This is a genomic window from Achromobacter sp. SX5 (genome assembly GCF_056711425.1).
On sequence record NZ_CM160041.1, the window covers coordinates 2,033,000 to 2,048,979 of the forward strand.

Annotated in this window: 17 protein-coding genes; 11 read left to right on the forward strand and 6 right to left on the reverse strand. The window is 67.9% G+C overall.

Annotated elements, in window-relative coordinates; translation table 11 throughout:
• Position 1: 1 nt before the first annotated feature.
• A complete protein-coding gene (locus AC1M14_RS09595) occupies positions 2-1,510 on the reverse strand; it encodes an ABC transporter substrate-binding protein (RefSeq protein ID WP_479731477.1) in 1,509 nt (502 codons plus the stop codon).
• A gap of 43 nt (positions 1,511-1,553) precedes the next feature.
• On the reverse strand, positions 1,554-3,404 hold the full coding sequence (locus AC1M14_RS09600; RefSeq protein WP_479731478.1) for an ABC transporter ATP-binding protein: 1,851 nt from the start codon (positions 3,402-3,404) through the stop codon (positions 1,554-1,556).
• A gap of 234 nt (positions 3,405-3,638) precedes the next feature.
• Between AC1M14_RS09600 and AC1M14_RS09605 the strand changes: the two genes are divergently transcribed.
• The gene (locus AC1M14_RS09605) at positions 3,639-4,268 is read left to right on the forward strand and encodes a class I SAM-dependent methyltransferase (protein WP_111824730.1); all 630 of its coding nucleotides are present in this window, start codon (positions 3,639-3,641) and stop codon (positions 4,266-4,268) included.
• 9 nt (positions 4,269-4,277) lie between these two features.
• Here the strand turns inward: AC1M14_RS09605 and AC1M14_RS09610 are convergent, their stop codons facing one another.
• Positions 4,278-4,751 (reverse strand): Lrp/AsnC family transcriptional regulator, encoded by a 474-nt coding sequence (locus tag AC1M14_RS09610; protein ID WP_102772268.1) that lies wholly within the window; start codon positions 4,749-4,751, stop codon positions 4,278-4,280.
• 109 nt (positions 4,752-4,860) lie between these two features.
• On the opposite strand from AC1M14_RS09610, the gene AC1M14_RS09615 reads away from it, so the two are divergent.
• Complete coding sequence (locus tag AC1M14_RS09615) at positions 4,861-6,345, forward strand: aminotransferase class V-fold PLP-dependent enzyme (RefSeq protein WP_479731479.1); 1,485 nt, start codon at positions 4,861-4,863, stop codon at positions 6,343-6,345.
• Positions 6,346-6,384: 39 nt separating this feature from the next.
• Here AC1M14_RS09615 and AC1M14_RS09620 read toward each other — a convergent pair whose 3' ends face one another.
• Entirely contained in the window at positions 6,385-6,747 is a 363-nt protein-coding gene (locus tag AC1M14_RS09620; protein ID WP_102772266.1) for a hypothetical protein, read from the reverse strand.
• A 215-nt stretch (positions 6,748-6,962) separates the two neighbouring features.
• On the opposite strand from AC1M14_RS09620, the gene fmdA reads away from it, so the two are divergent.
• Positions 6,963-8,192, forward strand: coding sequence for a formamidase (gene fmdA, locus AC1M14_RS09625; RefSeq protein ID WP_102772265.1), 1,230 nt, complete (start codon positions 6,963-6,965; stop codon positions 8,190-8,192).
• A 9-nt stretch (positions 8,193-8,201) separates the two neighbouring features.
• A complete protein-coding gene (locus AC1M14_RS09630) occupies positions 8,202-8,531 on the forward strand; it encodes a zinc ribbon domain-containing protein (protein WP_102772264.1) in 330 nt (109 codons plus the stop codon).
• A gap of 40 nt (positions 8,532-8,571) precedes the next feature.
• Here the strand turns inward: AC1M14_RS09630 and AC1M14_RS09635 are convergent, their stop codons facing one another.
• Together AC1M14_RS09635 and AC1M14_RS09640 are read right to left on the reverse strand one after the other, a co-directional pair.
• Positions 8,572-9,321 (reverse strand): ABC transporter substrate-binding protein, encoded by a 750-nt coding sequence (locus AC1M14_RS09635; protein WP_479731480.1) that lies wholly within the window; start codon positions 9,319-9,321, stop codon positions 8,572-8,574.
• Between the two features lie 85 nt (positions 9,322-9,406).
• Positions 9,407-9,832: a copper resistance protein NlpE gene (locus AC1M14_RS09640; protein ID WP_209165266.1), complete on the reverse strand. Its 426-nt coding sequence runs from the start codon at positions 9,830-9,832 to the stop codon at positions 9,407-9,409.
• 165 nt (positions 9,833-9,997) lie between these two features.
• On the opposite strand from AC1M14_RS09640, the gene AC1M14_RS09645 reads away from it, so the two are divergent.
• From AC1M14_RS09645 to AC1M14_RS09675, 7 genes are all read left to right on the forward strand, one after another.
• Entirely contained in the window at positions 9,998-10,471 is a 474-nt protein-coding gene (locus tag AC1M14_RS09645; RefSeq protein ID WP_479731481.1) for an OsmC family protein, read from the forward strand.
• A 112-nt stretch (positions 10,472-10,583) separates the two neighbouring features.
• Positions 10,584-11,030 (forward strand): carboxymuconolactone decarboxylase family protein, encoded by a 447-nt coding sequence (locus AC1M14_RS09650; protein ID WP_102772260.1) that lies wholly within the window; start codon positions 10,584-10,586, stop codon positions 11,028-11,030.
• Between the two features lie 12 nt (positions 11,031-11,042).
• Complete coding sequence (locus AC1M14_RS09655; RefSeq protein ID WP_479731482.1) at positions 11,043-11,972, forward strand: sigma-70 family RNA polymerase sigma factor; 930 nt, start codon at positions 11,043-11,045, stop codon at positions 11,970-11,972.
• 72 nt (positions 11,973-12,044) lie between these two features.
• Positions 12,045-12,281: a DUF3820 family protein gene (locus AC1M14_RS09660; RefSeq protein ID WP_102772258.1), complete on the forward strand. Its 237-nt coding sequence runs from the start codon at positions 12,045-12,047 to the stop codon at positions 12,279-12,281.
• A 139-nt stretch (positions 12,282-12,420) separates the two neighbouring features.
• Positions 12,421-12,753, forward strand: coding sequence for a hypothetical protein (locus AC1M14_RS09665; RefSeq protein WP_102772257.1), 333 nt, complete (start codon positions 12,421-12,423; stop codon positions 12,751-12,753).
• A 110-nt stretch (positions 12,754-12,863) separates the two neighbouring features.
• The gene (locus AC1M14_RS09670; RefSeq protein WP_258231366.1) at positions 12,864-13,727 is read left to right on the forward strand and encodes a helix-turn-helix transcriptional regulator; all 864 of its coding nucleotides are present in this window, start codon (positions 12,864-12,866) and stop codon (positions 13,725-13,727) included.
• 74 nt (positions 13,728-13,801) lie between these two features.
• Positions 13,802-15,949: a TonB-dependent siderophore receptor gene (locus tag AC1M14_RS09675; RefSeq protein ID WP_479731483.1), complete on the forward strand. Its 2,148-nt coding sequence runs from the start codon at positions 13,802-13,804 to the stop codon at positions 15,947-15,949.
• Positions 15,950-15,980 lie beyond the last annotated feature (31 nt).

Genomic DNA, 15,980 nt, shown 5'->3' on the forward strand with positions numbered 1-15,980 from the left:
ATCAGTCCACGGCGGTTTCCAGGAAGCGGAAGCGGATGTCGCCGGGCAGCTCCAGGTTCCTGACCCGCTTGTTCACGCCCACGATGGTGTTCAGGCTGTACAGCGGCAGATCCAGCGCCTGGTCGGCGACGTAGCCGGCGATCTCCTGCAGCATGGCTTCGCGGCGCTTGCGGTCATAGACGGTGCGTTGCGCCTCCAGCATGGCGTTGAGCTTGGGATCGTCGTCGAACGGGTTCCATTTCTGGCCCGAGTGATACATCAGGTAGGCGGTGTTGTCGTAGTCGTAGGTCCAGCCGCCCCACTGGCTTTGCCACATGTCGCCGGCCTTGCCGTTGGGAATGATGTCGTTGAGCAGCGCGCTGGCTTCGTGCGGCTTGATCGTGGCGCGCACGCCCACCGCCTGCAGGTAGCCGGCGACGGCCTGCGCCACTTCGCGGAAGTTCGAGGTGTTGCCGCGCACGTCGATCCGCACGGCGGCGCCCGGCTTCACGCCCGCCGCGGCCAGCAGCTTCCTGGCGCCCTCGGGATCGAAGGGCAGGGGTTTTTGCTCGGGGTTGTAGCCGAACGACAACGGCCCCTGGAAACTGGCGATGGTCCGGGCCTGGCCCAGCAACAGCAGCTTGACGATGGCGTCGCGGTCCACGGCCATGGTCAGCGCGCGGCGCACGTCGCGGTCGCGGGTGATGCCGTTTCTGGTGTTGAAGCGCAGCGCGTGCACCACCGGGCCGGGCGTGGAGATGACGTCGGCCTTGCTCGATCCCTTGACGGTGTCGATCAGGCCCAGCGGAATGAGCGTGGCGATGTCGATGCGCCCGGCCTGCAGTTCGGCCACCTGGGTGCCGGGTTCGCCGATGAATCGGTAGATCACCTGGTCCAGCCTGGGCTTGCCGCCCCAGTAGTCATCGTTGCGCGCGAGCGTGATGCTGACCTTGGGCCGGTAGCCGGCGAACTTGAACGGGCCGGTGCCCACCGGGTTGGCGTTGAAGTACTCTTCGCCTTTTTCCTTGATGTAGCGCGGCGGCACGATCATGGCGCCATAGCCGGCCAGCTTGGTCAGCAGGATGGGGTCCGGCCGCTTCAGCACGAAGTCGACGGTGTGCTCGTCCACCACCCGGACCTCGCCGATCGAGTCGTAGTTGGATTTCTGCGGGCCTTTCAGGCCCTCGGCGCCCAGCAGGCGTTCGAAGCTGAACTTCACGGCCTCGGCGTCGAAGGGTTCGCCGTTATGGAACTTGACGCCGGTGCGCAGCTTGAAGCGCAGGCGCTGGTTGTCGTCCAGGAATTCCCAGCTGGTGGCCAGGCCCGGCTGCAGCGTCAGGTCGGCGCCGCGCATCGTCAGGCCGTCATACAGATTGCCGCCCACCGAGCCCCAGGCCGTCAGGAAGGTGTCGATGGGGTCCCAGCTGCCCGGGTCCAGGCTGATCGCGACGTTCAGCGTGCCGGCGGCCTGCGCGCCGCCCAGCGCCAGGGCCAGCGCGGCGGCGATGCAGGGTTTGCGTAGGAATCGCATGATTGCCTCCAGGGGTGCGAAATTCATGGGCGCCGGGGCCTGCTCAGGCGGCCTCGGCGACGAGATGGCCCGGCGCGAATTCGGCCAGGCGGACGATGGCGGGCTCGTCGCCGACGCGGCGCAGCGGGCTGGGGATTTCGCCCTCGATCAACGCGGTGTCGCGGTGCCGGCCCGGCTCGGCGACCGGCACCGCGGCCAGCAGCCTGCGGGTGTAGGCATGCTGCGGCGACTCGAAGATCTGGCGGCGCGTGCCGAGTTCCACGATCTGGCCCAGGTACAGCACCGCCACCCGATGGCTCACCTGTTCCACCACCGCCATGTCGTGCGTGATGAACAGATAGGACAGGCCGCGGTCTTGCTGCAGGTCCATCAGCAGGTTCAGGATCTGCGCCTGGATCGACACGTCCAGCGCCGACACCGATTCGTCGGCGATGATGAGCCGGGGATTGCTGGCCAGGGCGCGCGCGATGCACACCCGCTGGCGCTGGCCGCCCGAGAATTCGTGCGGATAGCGCCCGGCGTGGCGAGGCTCCAGCCCGACCTGTTCCAGCAGCGCGCCCACGCGGCGGGCGATGGCGTCTGCGCCCGCGAGCAGCCGGTGCGTACGGATGGGTTCGGCGATGCTGAAGGCCACCGTCTTGCGCGGGTCGAGCGAGGCGTAGGGGTCCTGGAAGATGTACTGGATTTCCTGGCGCAGGCGCCGGCGTTCGGCGCCTGCCAGGGAGAAAATGTTCCGGCCGCCATAGCGCACGGCGCCCGAGGTCGGCGCCACCAGCTGTTGCAGGGTCTTGCCGATGGTGGACTTGCCGCTGCCCGATTCGCCCACCAGCGCCAGCGTCTCGCCGGGATAGAGGTCGAAACTGACCTGTTCCACGGCATGCACGCGCCGCGTGACCCGGCCGAAGACATTGCGGCTTGCGTCAAAGCGCGTGGTCAGCCGCTCCACTTGCAGCAGCGACTCGCCATAGCGGGCGGTGTCCTGCTCGCGCGTCTGGCCATGCTGGCGCAGCACGCCGCCTTCGAAATGCGCATGGGCTTTGCGCAGCGGCAGGTCGCGGCCGCGCAGGCTGCCCAGGCGCGGCACGGCCGCCAGCAGGGACCGCGTGTACGGGTGCCTGGGCGCGTGGAAGATTTCCCGCACCGCGCCTTGCTCGACCTTGCGCCCGCTCAGCATCACCACCACGTCGTCGGCCACTTCGGCCACCACGCCCATGTCGTGCGTGATGAAGATGACGGCCGTGCCCAGGTCGCGCTGCAACGCGCGGATCAGATTCAGGATCTGCGCCTGGATGGTGACGTCCAGCGCCGTGGTCGGTTCGTCGGCGATCAGCAGCCGCGGCTGGCACGACAGCGCCATCGCGATCATGGCGCGCTGGCGCATGCCGCCGGAAAGCTGGTGGGGATAGCGGTCCAGCATCTGCGCCGGATCGGGCAGGCGCACTTTTTCCAGCAGGCCGCGGGCGGCCTGGCGCGCCGCCGCGCGCGGCAGCCGCTGGTGCAGCACGATGGCCTCGGCGATCTGGTCGCCGATGGTGAAGACCGGATTCAAGGAGGTCATCGGCTCCTGGAAGATCATGGCGATGTCGTTGCCGCGGATGGCGCGCATGGTCTCGTCGCTGGCGGCGGTGAGGTCGAGTTCGTGGCCCGCGCCGTCGCGGAACAGGATGCGGCCGGCGGCGATGCGCCCGCCGGCGTAGCCGACGAGGCGCATGATGGCCAGCGAGGTGACCGACTTGCCCGAGCCCGACTCGCCCACGATGGCCAGCGTGCGGCCGCCATGCAGTTCGAAGTCCAGGTTCTCGACCGCATGCACGACGCCGTCCGCGGTATCGAAATCGACCGACAGGCCGCGCACCGACAGCAGCGCGGCGCAAGCTGCGGCATGGCTATCCAAGGCGCACCTCCTTCGCGCTTATCGGGCGCTGCATTTTGCCGAGATTATTCCGGGCTTCCGACAGCCGGCAAAAGTCGTAATCCGTCTTAAACGATTCCGGGCGCGGCCAGTGCGGCGATGGGGAAGGCTGCGAATATATTCGGGCCGGTTTAATAATCAGCCCGGTCCCATATTCCCTGCCCGTGCGCGTCGCTAACTTTTCTATCCTGGAAATGGCATGGAAAGGAAATCGGAATGCGCAAACTGCGCTATTTGCTGAAGAGGGCGGTGTTCAAGCTGTCTCCGCGCGCGGCCGAACGGCTGAACATCGATTTCAGGCTGCAGGCCGAAAACCGGCGCTTCCTGGAACAGGCGGTGTTCGGCTACATCAACACGATGGCTGTGGACGCCGGCGGTCCGCTGAAGACGCTGTTCGTGGGCCTGGACAAGCACAACTGGCATTACCGCCGGCTGCTGGACACCGAGTTCTACACGCTCGACATCGAGGCGCGCCAGGCGGTGTACGGCCGGCCGGGCCGGCATTGGACGGGCAGCGCCACGCGCATGGCGGGGCATTACGGCGGCAACGTGTTCGACGTGGTGGTGGCCAACGGGCTGCTGGGTTTCGGCATAGATGAAATCCGGGATTTCGAACAGCTGCTGGAAAACTGCGAGGCGGTGCTCAAGCCCGGAGGCCTGCTGGTGCTGGGCTACAACGACCTGACCGAACGCGTGCCGTACCTGGTGCTGCCCACGGCGCTGCGCCTGTTCGACGCGTTCCGCCCGCCCATCGCGGAAGTCAGCGGCGCGCTGCACCGCGTGGACGATCCGTTCCGTCACGTGTTCCTGTTCCTGACCAAGCGCTGGCCGCTGGTCCCGGCATAGGCCGCGGCTTCAGCCTTCCAGTTGGCGCAGGTCGGGCGGGCGGTTCTCGATGATGGCTTCCATGCTGAAGAAACCGGTCACGGTGGACAGTTCGAAGTCCGTGATCAGTTTCTGGTAGAAGCGGTCATAGCCGGCCATGCCGCGGCAGGCCACCTTGATCAGATAGTCCCAGTCGCCGCCGATGCGGTAGAACTCGGTGACCTCGGGCAGGCGTTCGACGTGGCGGCGGAAACCGTCGGCCCAATCCTTGGCGTGATGGCTGGTGCGGATCATCACGAACACCGTCAGGTCCAGGCCGAGTTCGACCAGGTTCACCTCGGCCCGCGTGCCGCGAATGATGCCGCAGGCGTTCAGCCGCTGCAGCCTGCGCCAGCACGCGTTCTGCGACAGGCCGACCCGGTCGGCAAGCTCGCGCTGCGACAGCGAACCGTCTTTCAGCAGGCACGAAATTATGCCGATATCAAGTTTGTCTATTTTTTCCATTATTTAGATCAAATGACCCGTTTTAGGTGATTTTTGGCAAAAAATAGGTGATGTTTCACCGTTGCATCCATCGTATGATATTTCGAAACGTACCGGAATTCTCATCGCCATGAACGCCCCCGCCCAAGCCAGTTCCGCCGCGCAGCGGCCTTTGCAGCAGTTTGAAGCCAGTCTCCGCGCGGACGACGTTGTTGCGGCGCTGGCCGACGGGCTGATCGGCAAGGACGCGGTCGTCGACGGCCCCTACGGCGCCAAGCCCATGGTCTACGCGGATTACGTCGCCTCGGGCCGGGCGCTGATGCAGGTCGAGCGCTTCGTGCTGGAACAGGTGCTGCCGTATTACGCCAACTCGCACACCGAAGCCTCTTATTGCGGCGGCTACATCACCCGCCTGCGCCGCGAGGCGCGCGCGGCGATCGCCCGCTGCTGCGGCGCGGGCGACGAACACGCAGTGATCTTCGCGGGCTCGGGCGCAACGGCCGGCATCAACCGGCTGGTGCATCTGTTCGGCGTGCCGGCGGCGCTGGCGGCCGGCCGCAAGGTCCGGGTCATCATCGGCCCCTACGAACACCATTCCAACATCCTGCCCTGGCGCGAGTGCGGCGCCGAGCTGGTCGAGCTGGCCGAGGACGCCGCGGGCGGCCCCGACCTGGTCCAGCTGGATGCGGCGCTGGCCGGCGCGGATGACGCGCTGGTGATCTGCGCGCTGTCTGCGGCCTCCAACGTGACCGGCATCGTCGCCGACGTGGAAGGCATCACGCGGCGCGTCAAGCGCGCCGGCGCGAGGATGCTGTGGGACTATGCCGGCGGCGCGCCTTATCTGCCGGTGCGCATGTCGCCCGCGGCCGACGCCTGCATCGACGCCATCGTGTTCTCGCCGCACAAATTCATCGGCGGCCCGGGCGCCTCGGGCGTGCTGATCGTGCGCCGCGACGCGGTGCTCGACACCAAACCCACCTGGCCCGGCGGCGGCACCGTCAAGTTCGTATCGCCGGCCAGCCACGACTACAGCGGCAGCCTGGAATCGCGCGAAGAGGCCGGCACGCCCAACGTCGTCGGCGACATCCGCGCGGCGCTGGCGCTGCTGGTCAAGGAGGCGCTGGGCGCCGATTTCATGCGCGAGCGCAACGCCCACTACGTGCGGCGCGCGCTGGCCCGCTGGGGTGACGCGCCGCGGCTCGAACTGCTGGGCTCGCTCACCGCGCAGCGCCTGCCGATCTTTTCCTTCCGCGTGCGCAACGGCCGCGGCGGCTTCGTCCACCAGCAGCTCGTGACCCGCATGCTGAGCGACCGCTACGGCATCCAGGCCCGCGGCGGCTGCGCCTGCGCCGGCCCTTACGTGCACCGGCTGCTGCAGATCGGCGAGGACGAATCCGCCCAGATGCGCCAGGCCATCCTCGACGGCCGGGAAATCGAAAAGCCCGGCTTCGTCAGGCTGAACTTCAGCGTGCTGCTGTCCGACGAAAAGGCCGATTTCATCCTGGACTCGGTGCTGGCGCTGGCCGCCGACGCCACCGAGTTCGAGCACCGCTACGGCTTCGATCCCAGCCGCGCCATCTTCTACCCGCAAAGCGCCGAACAGCAGGCCGCCTGAGCGGCGCGGGCCGTTCAGGGCCTCAACTCAGGGCTTCACTCAGGGCTTCATGTAGGGACCGCAGGTCCTGATCCACTTCGCCTTCAGGTCCGGCAGCTCGTCGGCGGCCTCGCCCATGTCGCGCGCCAGCTTCTGCGGAAACGCCACGCCGTCGCGCCGACAGGCCTCGAACTGGTCGGCCAGCGCGAAGCGGGCGTCCAGCAAATCCAGCCGGCCCTGGCACAGCTTGTGGTCGAGCTGCAGGTCGTTGGCCGCCTCGTGCGTGCGCTGCACGTCCTGGGCGCGCGCGATGCGGGCGCTCTCGGCTTCGACTTCGGCAACGCAATCCCCGGCCGCGTGCGCGCCGGCGCTGGCGGCGCAGATCAACAGGAAAGCGAAAAGTCGGCGGGGCAGTGCGGCCATGCGTGAAACCTTGGTGGGGCGTGGGAAACGGGTTGCATCATAACTGTTGCGCGCCGTCCATGTACTGGCTGGAAAACCAGTTTACGCACGTCCGAAACTCGCCTACCTTCGTCGTCATATCAGCGGCCCGTGATTGCCGAACCGCGCGCGGTCACCGGACGGCTGGTTATAGAAAGTTCTGTTTTATCAACACATTACGCTGGGGATGAAAGAGAATGACCGATACCCTCATCAGAGTCGACCTGGCTCAATCCCCCTACGAAAACGCGCAGATCCATAATCGCTGGCATCCGGATATTCCGATGGCGGTGTGGGTCAGGCCCGGGGATGATTTCATACTGGAAACCTATGACTGGACCGGCGGCGCGATCAAGAACGACGACAGCGCCGACGACGTCCGCGACGTGGACCTGACTACGGTGCATTTCCTGTCCGGCCCGGTCGGGGTGGAAGGCGCCGAGCCCGGGGACCTGCTGGTGGTGGACCTGCTGGACATCGGCGCCAAGCCCGAGAGCATGTGGGGGTTCAACGGTTTCTTCAGCCGCAACAACGGCGGCGGCTTTCTGACCGAGCATTTCCCGCACGCGCAGAAGTCCATCTGGGATTTCCACGGCATGTTCACGTCGTCGCGGCATATCCCCGGCGTGAGTTTCGCGGGCCTGATCCATCCCGGGCTGATCGGCTGCCTGCCGGACAAGAAGCTGCTGGATACCTGGAACCGGCGCGAGCAGGCGCTGATCGACACCAATCCCAAGCGGGTGCCGCCGCTGGCCAATCCGCCCGCGCCCAAGACGGCGCACATGGGCGCGCTGCAAGGGGCGGACCGCGACCGCGCGGCGGCCGAGGGCGCGCGCACCGTGCCGCCGCGCGAGCACGGCGGCAACTGCGACATCAAGGACCTGTCGCGCGGGGCCCGCGTGTTCTTCCCGGTCTACGTCAAGGGCGGCGGGCTGTCGGTCGGCGACCTGCATTTCTCGCAGGGCGACGGCGAGATCACGTTCTGCGGCGCCATCGAGATGGCCGGCTGGGTGCATATGCGCGTGTCGCTGATCAAGGGCGGCATGGACAAGTACGCGATCAGGAACCCGATCTTCAAGCCCAGCCCGATCGCGCCGGCCTACAAGGACTTCCTGATCTTCGAGGGCATTTCGGTGGACGAGTCCGGCAAGCAGCATTACCTGGACGTGAACGTGGCCTATCGCCAGGCCTGCCTGAACGCCATCGAGTACCTGAAGAAGTTCGGCTATTCCGGCGCCCAGGCCTATTCGCTGCTGGGCTGCGCGCCGGTGCAGGGGCATATCAGCGGGGTGGTCGACATTCCCAACTCCTGCGCCACGCTTTGGCTGCCGACGGAAATCTTCGATTTCGACATCCAGCCCTCGGCCAGCGGGCCCGTCAAGCATATCCAGGGCGGCGTGGACATGCCGCTTTCGCGCGACCGCTAGGAGACCGACATGCCCATGTACGACTATGCCTGCGGCCGCTGCGGCGAATTCGCCGCGCTCGTGCCCCTGGCGCGGTGGCGGGAACCTGCCGCGTGCCCGCAATGCGGAGCGCCTTCAGGCCGCATCGTGGGCGGGGCGCCTGCGATTTCCGCGCTGTCCTCGGCGGTGAACCGGGCGCGCGCGGCCAATGAGCGCAGCGCGCACGAACCGCGCAGCTCGCGGTCCGGCCACGGCATGAACTGCGGATGCTGCGGCGGCGGCAAGGCGGGCAAAACGCGCACGACGCCGGACGGGGCCAAGTCCTTCGCGGGCGCCAGGCCCTGGATGATCAGCCACTGAAGGGCACAGAGCGCGCCGGCGATTGCCGGCGCGCTTTTATTTACGCGTCCGAAGCCGCTTCCAGCGGCGCCACGGCCGCGCCCTGGATGCCGTGGCGCGCCAGCGCCTCGGCCACGAATCCCGATTTCTTCATCGCTTCGACGAAGACGCCCAGGTAGGCGCTGGCCCGCTCGCCGCGGCGCTTGGGCACGCCCATGGCCTGGCGGATCAGCATGAAATGGCCGTCGAGCAGGCGCAGCCCGCCCAGGCGCCGGGCGTCGGCCTGGAGCTGTTGCCTGACGCCGGCGGCGACTTCCATGTTTTCGCTCAGGAAGGTGTCGACCACGGCGGGCGAGGTCGGCGCTCGGAAGATCTCCGCCTGCTTGAGTTCGCGCGTCAGGTAGAGGTCATAGGCGCTGCCCTTGCCGACCACGACGCGCAGGCCCTCGCGGTCGACCTGGTCCATGGCGGCGATGGGGGAGTCCTGCCGCACCAGGTAGGCGCCCTCGATGACCACGTATGGGGCGGTGAAGGCGATCTGCTCGCCGCGCAGCGGGTCGATGGCGAAAAAGCCCACGTCCGCCTGGTCGGCCGCCACCGCGTTGACGGATTCGCCGGCGGACTTGAACACCACCAGCTCCAGCCCGACCTGCAGGCGCCGGGCCAGCTCGGTCGCCAGGTCCACCGAGACGCCGCCGGGCTTGCCGGTGGCGGGATCGGCGTGGGCCAGGATGGGGTTGCCCAGGTTGATGGAGGCGCGCAGCACGCCGGTCGGCGCGAAGGCGGAGAGCAGCTCGTGATCGGTCTTCATGATTTCCTTGGGCGAAGAGGAGGGGCGCGCCGCGGGCGCGGGGTTGCGGCAAGCATAGCCGCAAGCGCGCATGCGGCGCGAGGGCTTATTGCGCGCGGCGCAGGACGTAGTGCGGGGCCAGCGGGCCGGTGGGGCGCGTACCGTCGCGGTACAGCATGGTCACCTGGTTTTCGCCCACGAAGTAGCGCTGGCTGTCGCCGGCGGCGTCGAGCCGGATGGTGCTGCCGTCGGACTCCCAGCTGAAACTGCCGGTCACGACCTCGGGCTGCGGCTGGCGGTCCAGGTACTGGGTCTGTCTTTCGTAGCGGTTGTCCTGGCTCAGGATCAGCCGGGTGCGGATGCCGGGGCAGTCGGCGCAAGGCAGCGTGCCTTCGTAACTGCCGGCCCAGTCCAGGGAGTTGCGGGCCGTATGGCCGTCTGGGGGCGCGCCGCGCCCGGACTGGGTCTGGGAAGGCGCGCAACCGGCCAAAAGGGCAAGCGTCAGGGCGCAGGTCAGGGTGAGTTTCATCATGGCGAGCTCCTGTGTGGAAAAGGCGTTCACGATAAGGACAGTAACCTGCCGGTGCTGAAACCGGATGTAAGGACGCGTGGGCGCGCGCCCATGCGCTACGCTTGATGTCCTTGCCGCCGGCGCGCCCGGCGGCGGACCCGCGAATCAGCCGACAGGACGACCCCTATGAATGGCGAACACCGCTACCGCGTCACCGTGGACTGGACCGGCAATACCGGCGCCGGCACGTCCAGCTACACCGCGTATTCCCGCGATCACCTGATCCGGGCCGAAGGCAAGCCCGACGTGCCGGGCTCGTCCGATCCGGCGTTCCGCGGCGATCCGGCGCGCTGGAATCCCGAGGACCTGCTGGTGGCCTCGCTGTCGGCCTGTCACAAGCTCTGGTATCTGCATTTCTGCGCCGTCGAAGGCGTGACCGTGCTGGCCTACCGCGACGAGGCCGAGGGCGTGATGGTGGAGGACCGCGAGCGCGGCGGGGCGTTCGCCAGCGTCACGCTGCGTCCCGAGGTGACCATCCGCGCCGGCGACGATGCGGCGCTGGCCGCGGAACTGCACGATCGCGCACACCATTTCTGCTTCATCGCCAATTCGGTGAAGTTCCCGGTGCGCTGCGAGCCCCGCATCGTCCACGCGGCCTGAACTCGCCGGTCTTACAATTTTTTCCGTCGGCGATGTCACGTCGCCCCGAGCTGCCTCGTCTTGTGGATGACGGCGCCGCATCCCGCGGCGCGAACCTGCCGGAGAGCTATCCATGGCCACCGCCCGACTCAATGCTTATACCGCCGCACCCCAGGCCATGAAGGCCATGGTCGCCCTGAACGATTTCGTGGAGGGCTGCGGCCTGGAACACAGCCTGCTGGAGCTGGTGAAGATGCGGGCTTCCCAGATCAACGGCTGCGCCTATTGCCTGCACATGCACGCCAGCGACGCGCGCAGGCAGGGCGAAACCGAAATGCGCCTGTACCTGCTGGATGCCTGGCGCGAATCGTCGCTCTACAGCGAACGCGAACGCGCCGCGCTGGCCTGGACCGAAGCCTTGACCAGGCTGTCCGAAACCCATGCGCCGGATGCCGACTACGAAGCCATGGCCCGGCATTTCAGCGCGGAAGAACAGGTGAACCTGACGGTGGCCATCAATATGATCAACAGCTGGAACCGCATCGCCGTCGGATTCCGCTCGCAGCATCCCAAGGGCTGAGGTCCGGGCGCCATGGACACTTCCGCCGCGGCCGATGCCGTCGCCGACTTCGAGCCCCATCGCCGCTATCTGCAGGGCCTGGCCTACCGGATGCTGGGCTCGTGGGCGGAGGCCGAGGACATGGTGCAGGACGCCTGGCTGCGCTGGCGCGACGTCGACCGCAGCCAGGTCGCGACGCCGCGCGCCTTTCTGTCGCGCACCGTCACGCGGCTGTGCCTGGACCACCTGAAGTCGGCGCGCGCGCGGCGCGAGGAATACGTGGGCCCCTGGCTGCCGGAACCCTTGCCCGATGCCGCCAGCTACCAGGCGCCGGGGGCGGGCGAGATCGCGCACGACCTGTCCGTGGCGCTGATGCTGGCGCTGGAACGCCTGTCCGCGCTGGAGCGCGCCGCGTTCCTGCTGCATGACGTGTTCGACATGCCGTTTTCCGAGATCGCGCTCACGCTGGGCCGCAACGAGGCCGCGTGCCGGCAGCTGGCCGCGCGTGCGCGCAGCCGCGTGCGCGAGGCGCGGCCGCGGTACGCAGTGACCGAACAGGACGGCGAGCGCATCGCCGCCGCGTTCTGGCAGGCCTGCCGCGCCGGCGACGTGAACGCGCTACGCGGGCTGCTGGCGCAGGACGCGGTGCTGCACGCCGACGGCGGCGGCAAGAAGCTGGCCGTGTTCAAGCCCATCCTGGGCAGCGACCGGATCGCGCGTTTCTTCGCCGGCCTGTCGTCCAAGCGCGGCGGCCAATTCCTGGACGCGGTGGTGACCCGGTTGAACGGCATGCCGGGCGTGCTGGCGACCGAAATCGACGGCCTGCCGCGCTCCACCACGCTGGAGGTGCGCGACGGCAGGATCACGGCCATCTACATCGTGCGCAACCCTGATAAGCTGCGCCATGTCGCGGCCCTGGCGCCGCCGCCGAGCGCTCCCAGGGATGATGCCGAACCTCGTTGACGATCCGCAGGAGCTGGCTTCGACGAAACCATGATGTTTATTTTCGACACCGCATCCGCACGCTGACTGCCCATGGACCCCGAACTCCTCTCCCTGCTGGTCACCCGGACCATGCCTTTCGGCAAGTACCAGGGCCGGCTGATCGCCGACCTGCCGGGGCCGTACCTGGCGTGGTTCGCGCGCAAGGGCTTTCCGCCCGGCGAGCTGGGCCGGTTGCTGGCCTTGATGCATGAACTGGACCACAACGGCCTGTCGTCGCTGCTGGCGCCGCTGCGCCAGTCTGCGGGCAAGCCGGCGGGCAGGTCCTGAGCCGTCCGGCGCGAAACGACAAGAAACAACTCCGGCGTCCGGTGTAGCGTCCCGGCGCGCCGCGCGAGGATACGATAGTGCGGCGCGGCGGATCGCAATGCCCGTGCGCTGCGCGCCAGTTCATCGTAGAGAGGTAGCCATGAAAAAACTCCGAATTTCCGCGTTCCTGCTCGCCGCCCTGTGCGCGGCCGGCGTGGCGCAGGCGCAGAACGCCGCGCCGGTCACGCAGGAGTACCAGTACCCCAGCGTGCGCTCCAAGGACGGCAGCCTCTCGCCGCCTTCGACGCTGCGGGTGACGGTCACGCCCGGAGCCGGCTCGACGCCGGCGGCGGTCAGCGATACGCCGGCAAGCCGCGCCGAGTACGAGCGCTGCCGCGAGGTGTCGGACCGCGCCGCGGTGTCGAACTCGCAGATGCAGGCCGGCGTGGCGCAATGCCTGAAAGAGCTGGAGCAGCGCCGCCAGCAGCAGTAGCGCAAGGCCCGCCGGGCCGCCGAGGGCGGCGGTCCGGCTTTCCGATATGGGTTGATGGTAATAATATTCAATCTCATCAACTGAGACGGCCCCGGCGCGGGGCCTTTACCGTGACCCTTATCCATCCCGAACCCGATTGGACCGTTACGGCCGCCATGCCGGCGATGTCGCTGGCCGGCGGCACGCTGCGTTTCGGCCGCGAGGCGCGCGTGCATGAACGCCTGGAGCCGGGGCTGAAGCTGGTGCTGGTGCTCGACGGCGAGCTGCGCTATAGCGTGCGCGGCGCGCCGGCCACGCGCGTGAGCGGACCGCTGCTGCACCTGAGCCTGTGCCAGGACGAGATGGGGATGGAGCACGAATTCGGCGCGCACAAGGCGCTGCGTTTCGTGTCCTTGCGCACGGGCCTTTCGCAGTTGCAGGAAGCGTTTTCGATGGAGCCCGCCGAACTGGCGGCGCGGCTGCGCGCGCCCGGCGGCCAGCCTTATGCCGACGCCAACCTGCGCGTGGCGCCGGCGGTCCAGGCGCTGGGCAACCAGATGCTGGCCTGCCCGGTGCAGGGGGCCCTCAAGCGCATGTACCTGTCGGGCAAGGCGCTGGAGCTGGCGGCGCTGGCGTTCGGCGCGTTGCACGAGACGCCGGGCCACGGCCTGGCGCGCGGCGACGTCGAGCGCCTGCATCATGCGCGCGACCTGGCGGCGGCGAACCTGCAGGACCCGCCTTCGCTGCCGGAACTGGCGCGCCAGGCCGGCATCAACGTCAACAAGCTCACCACGGGTTTTCGCAAGCTGTTCGGCATGAGCGTCTACGCCTATGTGCGCGAATGCCGCATGCAGCAGGCGCATGCGCTGCTGGCGGCCGGCGCGCTCTCGGTGTCTGAGGCCGCCTATGCCTGCGGCTACACCGACTCGCATTTCACCAAGGCCTTCCTGCGCCGCTACGGCGTGCTGCCCAGCAGCGTGGCGGCGCGCGGCTGAAACTTCCGCAATCGCCAGCAAGACTTCCGCGATCGCCAGCGGGCGCTCGCCGTTCTCCCTAGAATTCGTTGCGAATGGTTCTCAATAGCAACTCAAAAGGAACGGCAGTGCGCAAGGCATCGAAGGCGGGGGCGGGCGGCAGGACGGCGCGGGTGTGGCAGTGGCCATTGTGGCTGGCGGTGGCGGCCGGGCCGGCGCAGGCGCAGGATGCGCAGGCGTTGCCGGCGGTGACGGTCAGCGGCGAAGGCGTCGCGCCGGACGCGGCGACGCTGGGCAAGCTGCCGCTGGCGCTGCGCGAGATCCCGCAATCGGTCACGGTGATCGGGCTGGAGCGCATGCAGGAGCAGAACCTGCAAAGCCTGGACGAGGTCATGCAGCACGCCACCGGCATCACGGTGCAGCCTTATCAGCTGCTGACCACGGCGTATTACTCGCGCGGCTTCAAGGTCGATTCTTTCGAGCAGGACGGCGTGCCGGTGCTGATGGGCAATATGGCGGCCGCGCCGCAGGACATGGCGGTGTACGAGCGCGTCGAGATCCTGCGCGGAGCCAACGGCCTGCTGCACGGGGCCGGCAATCCGGCGGCCACCGTGAACCTGGTGCGCAAGCGGCCGCAGCGGGCGTTCGAATTCAGCGGCACGGCCAGCGCGGGCAGCTGGGACCGCTACCGCGCCGAAGCCGACCTGGGCGGCCCCTTGAACGACAGCGGCAGCGTGCGCGGGCGCATCGTGGGCGCGTACGAGGACCGCGGCTATTTCTACGACGTCGCCGATCAGCAGTCTGCGCTGTTCTACGGCATAGGCGAGGTGGACCTGAGTCCGCGCACGGTGCTGTCGGCGGGCCTGCAGCACCAGCGCATCCGGTCCACCACCAATATGGCGGGCGTGCCGCGCTACAAGGACGGCGGCGATATCGGGCTGCCGCGTTCGACCTATCTGGATGCGGCATGGGACCGCTTCAACTGGAATACGACCCGGGTGTTCGCCGACCTGGAGCATGGTTTCGGCCAGGGCTGGACGGCCAAGATCAGCGCCAACTACCTGACGGCCGACAGCAATCTGAAGTACGCCGGCGCCTATGGCGCGATCGACCGCGAAACCGGCCTGGGTTCACGGCTGATGGGCGGCGCCTACAAATTCGACAACACGCAGGCCAGCATCGACGCCTACGTGAGCGGGCCGGTGCAGTGGTTCGGGCGGCGCCACGAACTGCTGCTGGGCGGCAATGCGCAGCGCACCACGTCCGAGCAGTACACGGGCATGCTGATCCCGGCGCTGAACGTGCCGGTCGACGTGTTCGACTGGGACCCGCGCGGCGTGCCCGAACCCGGCGTGGGGCCGTACGCCTCGCCCGGCGAAACGCGCCTGAAGCAGCAGGGCATTTATGCGATGGGCCGGTTTTCGCTGGCCGATCCGCTGACCCTGGTGCTGGGCGGGCGCATGAGCTGGTGGAACCAGAGCGCGCCGTCCGCGCGCCAGCGGATCGATCCCGAGTTCACGCCCTATGGCGGGCTGATCGTCGACCTGGACTCGCAATGGTCGCTCTACGGCAGCTATGCGCAGGTGTTCCAGCCGCAAAGCCAGCTGACGCGCGACGGCAATCCGCTGGACCCGGTCACCGGCACCAACTACGAAGCCGGCGTGAAGGGCGCGCTGGCCGACGGCGCCCTGAACGTGTCGCTGGCCGTGTTCCAGATCCGGCAGAAGAACCGCGCGCAGCAGGACCCCGACTGGCCCTGCGTGGGCAACAACTGCTATTACATCTCGGGCGGGGAGGTCCGCAGCCGCGGCTTCGAGGCCGAGGCCAGCGGCCAGGTCGCGCCGCACTGGACGGTGGCCGCGGGCTACACCTTCAACACCAGCAAGTACGTCTCCGACTCCGTCTCCAACGGACAGCCGTACGCCAGCTTCACGCCCAAGCACATTTTCCGGCTGTGGACCAACTATGCGCTGCCGGTCATGGAACGCCGGCTGAGCGTGGGCGGTGGCGTGCAGATGCAGTCGGGCTTTTCGACGGTGTCCGGCCCGGTCACGCTGCGCCAGGGCGGCTACACGCTGGTGGACCTGCGCATGGCGTACCGGCTGGACAAGCACCTGACCGCCGCGCTGAACGTCAACAACCTGTTCGACCGCCGCTACTACCAGAGCCTGTCGGGCACGGCCTGGAACAACCGCTATGGCGAACCGCGCAACGTCATGCTGACGCTGCGCGCCCAGTATTGATCCCCATCCCGCCCGCTTTGCAGAGAGACAT

Bases quoted from the DNA above. Each gene is read 5' to 3' on its own strand.
- AC1M14_RS09595 (WP_479731477.1), bottom strand. From the start codon at position 1,510: ATGCGATTCCTACGCAAACCCTGCATCGCCGCCGCGCTGGCCCTGGCG.
- AC1M14_RS09605 (WP_111824730.1), top strand. From the start codon at position 3,639: ATGCGCAAACTGCGCTATTTGCTGAAGAGGGCGGTGTTCAAGCTGTCT.
- AC1M14_RS09610 (WP_102772268.1), bottom strand. From the start codon at position 4,751: ATGGAAAAAATAGACAAACTTGATATCGGCATAATTTCGTGCCTGCTG.
- AC1M14_RS09615 (WP_479731479.1), top strand. From the start codon at position 4,861: ATGAACGCCCCCGCCCAAGCCAGTTCCGCCGCGCAGCGGCCTTTGCAG.
- AC1M14_RS09620 (WP_102772266.1), bottom strand. From the start codon at position 6,747: ATGGCCGCACTGCCCCGCCGACTTTTCGCTTTCCTGTTGATCTGCGCC.
- fmdA (WP_102772265.1), top strand. From the start codon at position 6,963: ATGACCGATACCCTCATCAGAGTCGACCTGGCTCAATCCCCCTACGAA.
- AC1M14_RS09630 (WP_102772264.1), top strand. From the start codon at position 8,202: ATGCCCATGTACGACTATGCCTGCGGCCGCTGCGGCGAATTCGCCGCG.
- AC1M14_RS09635 (WP_479731480.1), bottom strand. From the start codon at position 9,321: ATGAAGACCGATCACGAGCTGCTCTCCGCCTTCGCGCCGACCGGCGTG.
- AC1M14_RS09640 (WP_209165266.1), bottom strand. From the start codon at position 9,832: ATGATGAAACTCACCCTGACCTGCGCCCTGACGCTTGCCCTTTTGGCC.
- AC1M14_RS09645 (WP_479731481.1), top strand. From the start codon at position 9,998: ATGAATGGCGAACACCGCTACCGCGTCACCGTGGACTGGACCGGCAAT.
- AC1M14_RS09650 (WP_102772260.1), top strand. From the start codon at position 10,584: ATGGCCACCGCCCGACTCAATGCTTATACCGCCGCACCCCAGGCCATG.
- AC1M14_RS09655 (WP_479731482.1), top strand. From the start codon at position 11,043: ATGGACACTTCCGCCGCGGCCGATGCCGTCGCCGACTTCGAGCCCCAT.
- AC1M14_RS09660 (WP_102772258.1), top strand. From the start codon at position 12,045: ATGGACCCCGAACTCCTCTCCCTGCTGGTCACCCGGACCATGCCTTTC.
- AC1M14_RS09665 (WP_102772257.1), top strand. From the start codon at position 12,421: ATGAAAAAACTCCGAATTTCCGCGTTCCTGCTCGCCGCCCTGTGCGCG.
- AC1M14_RS09675 (WP_479731483.1), top strand. From the start codon at position 13,802: ATGGTTCTCAATAGCAACTCAAAAGGAACGGCAGTGCGCAAGGCATCG.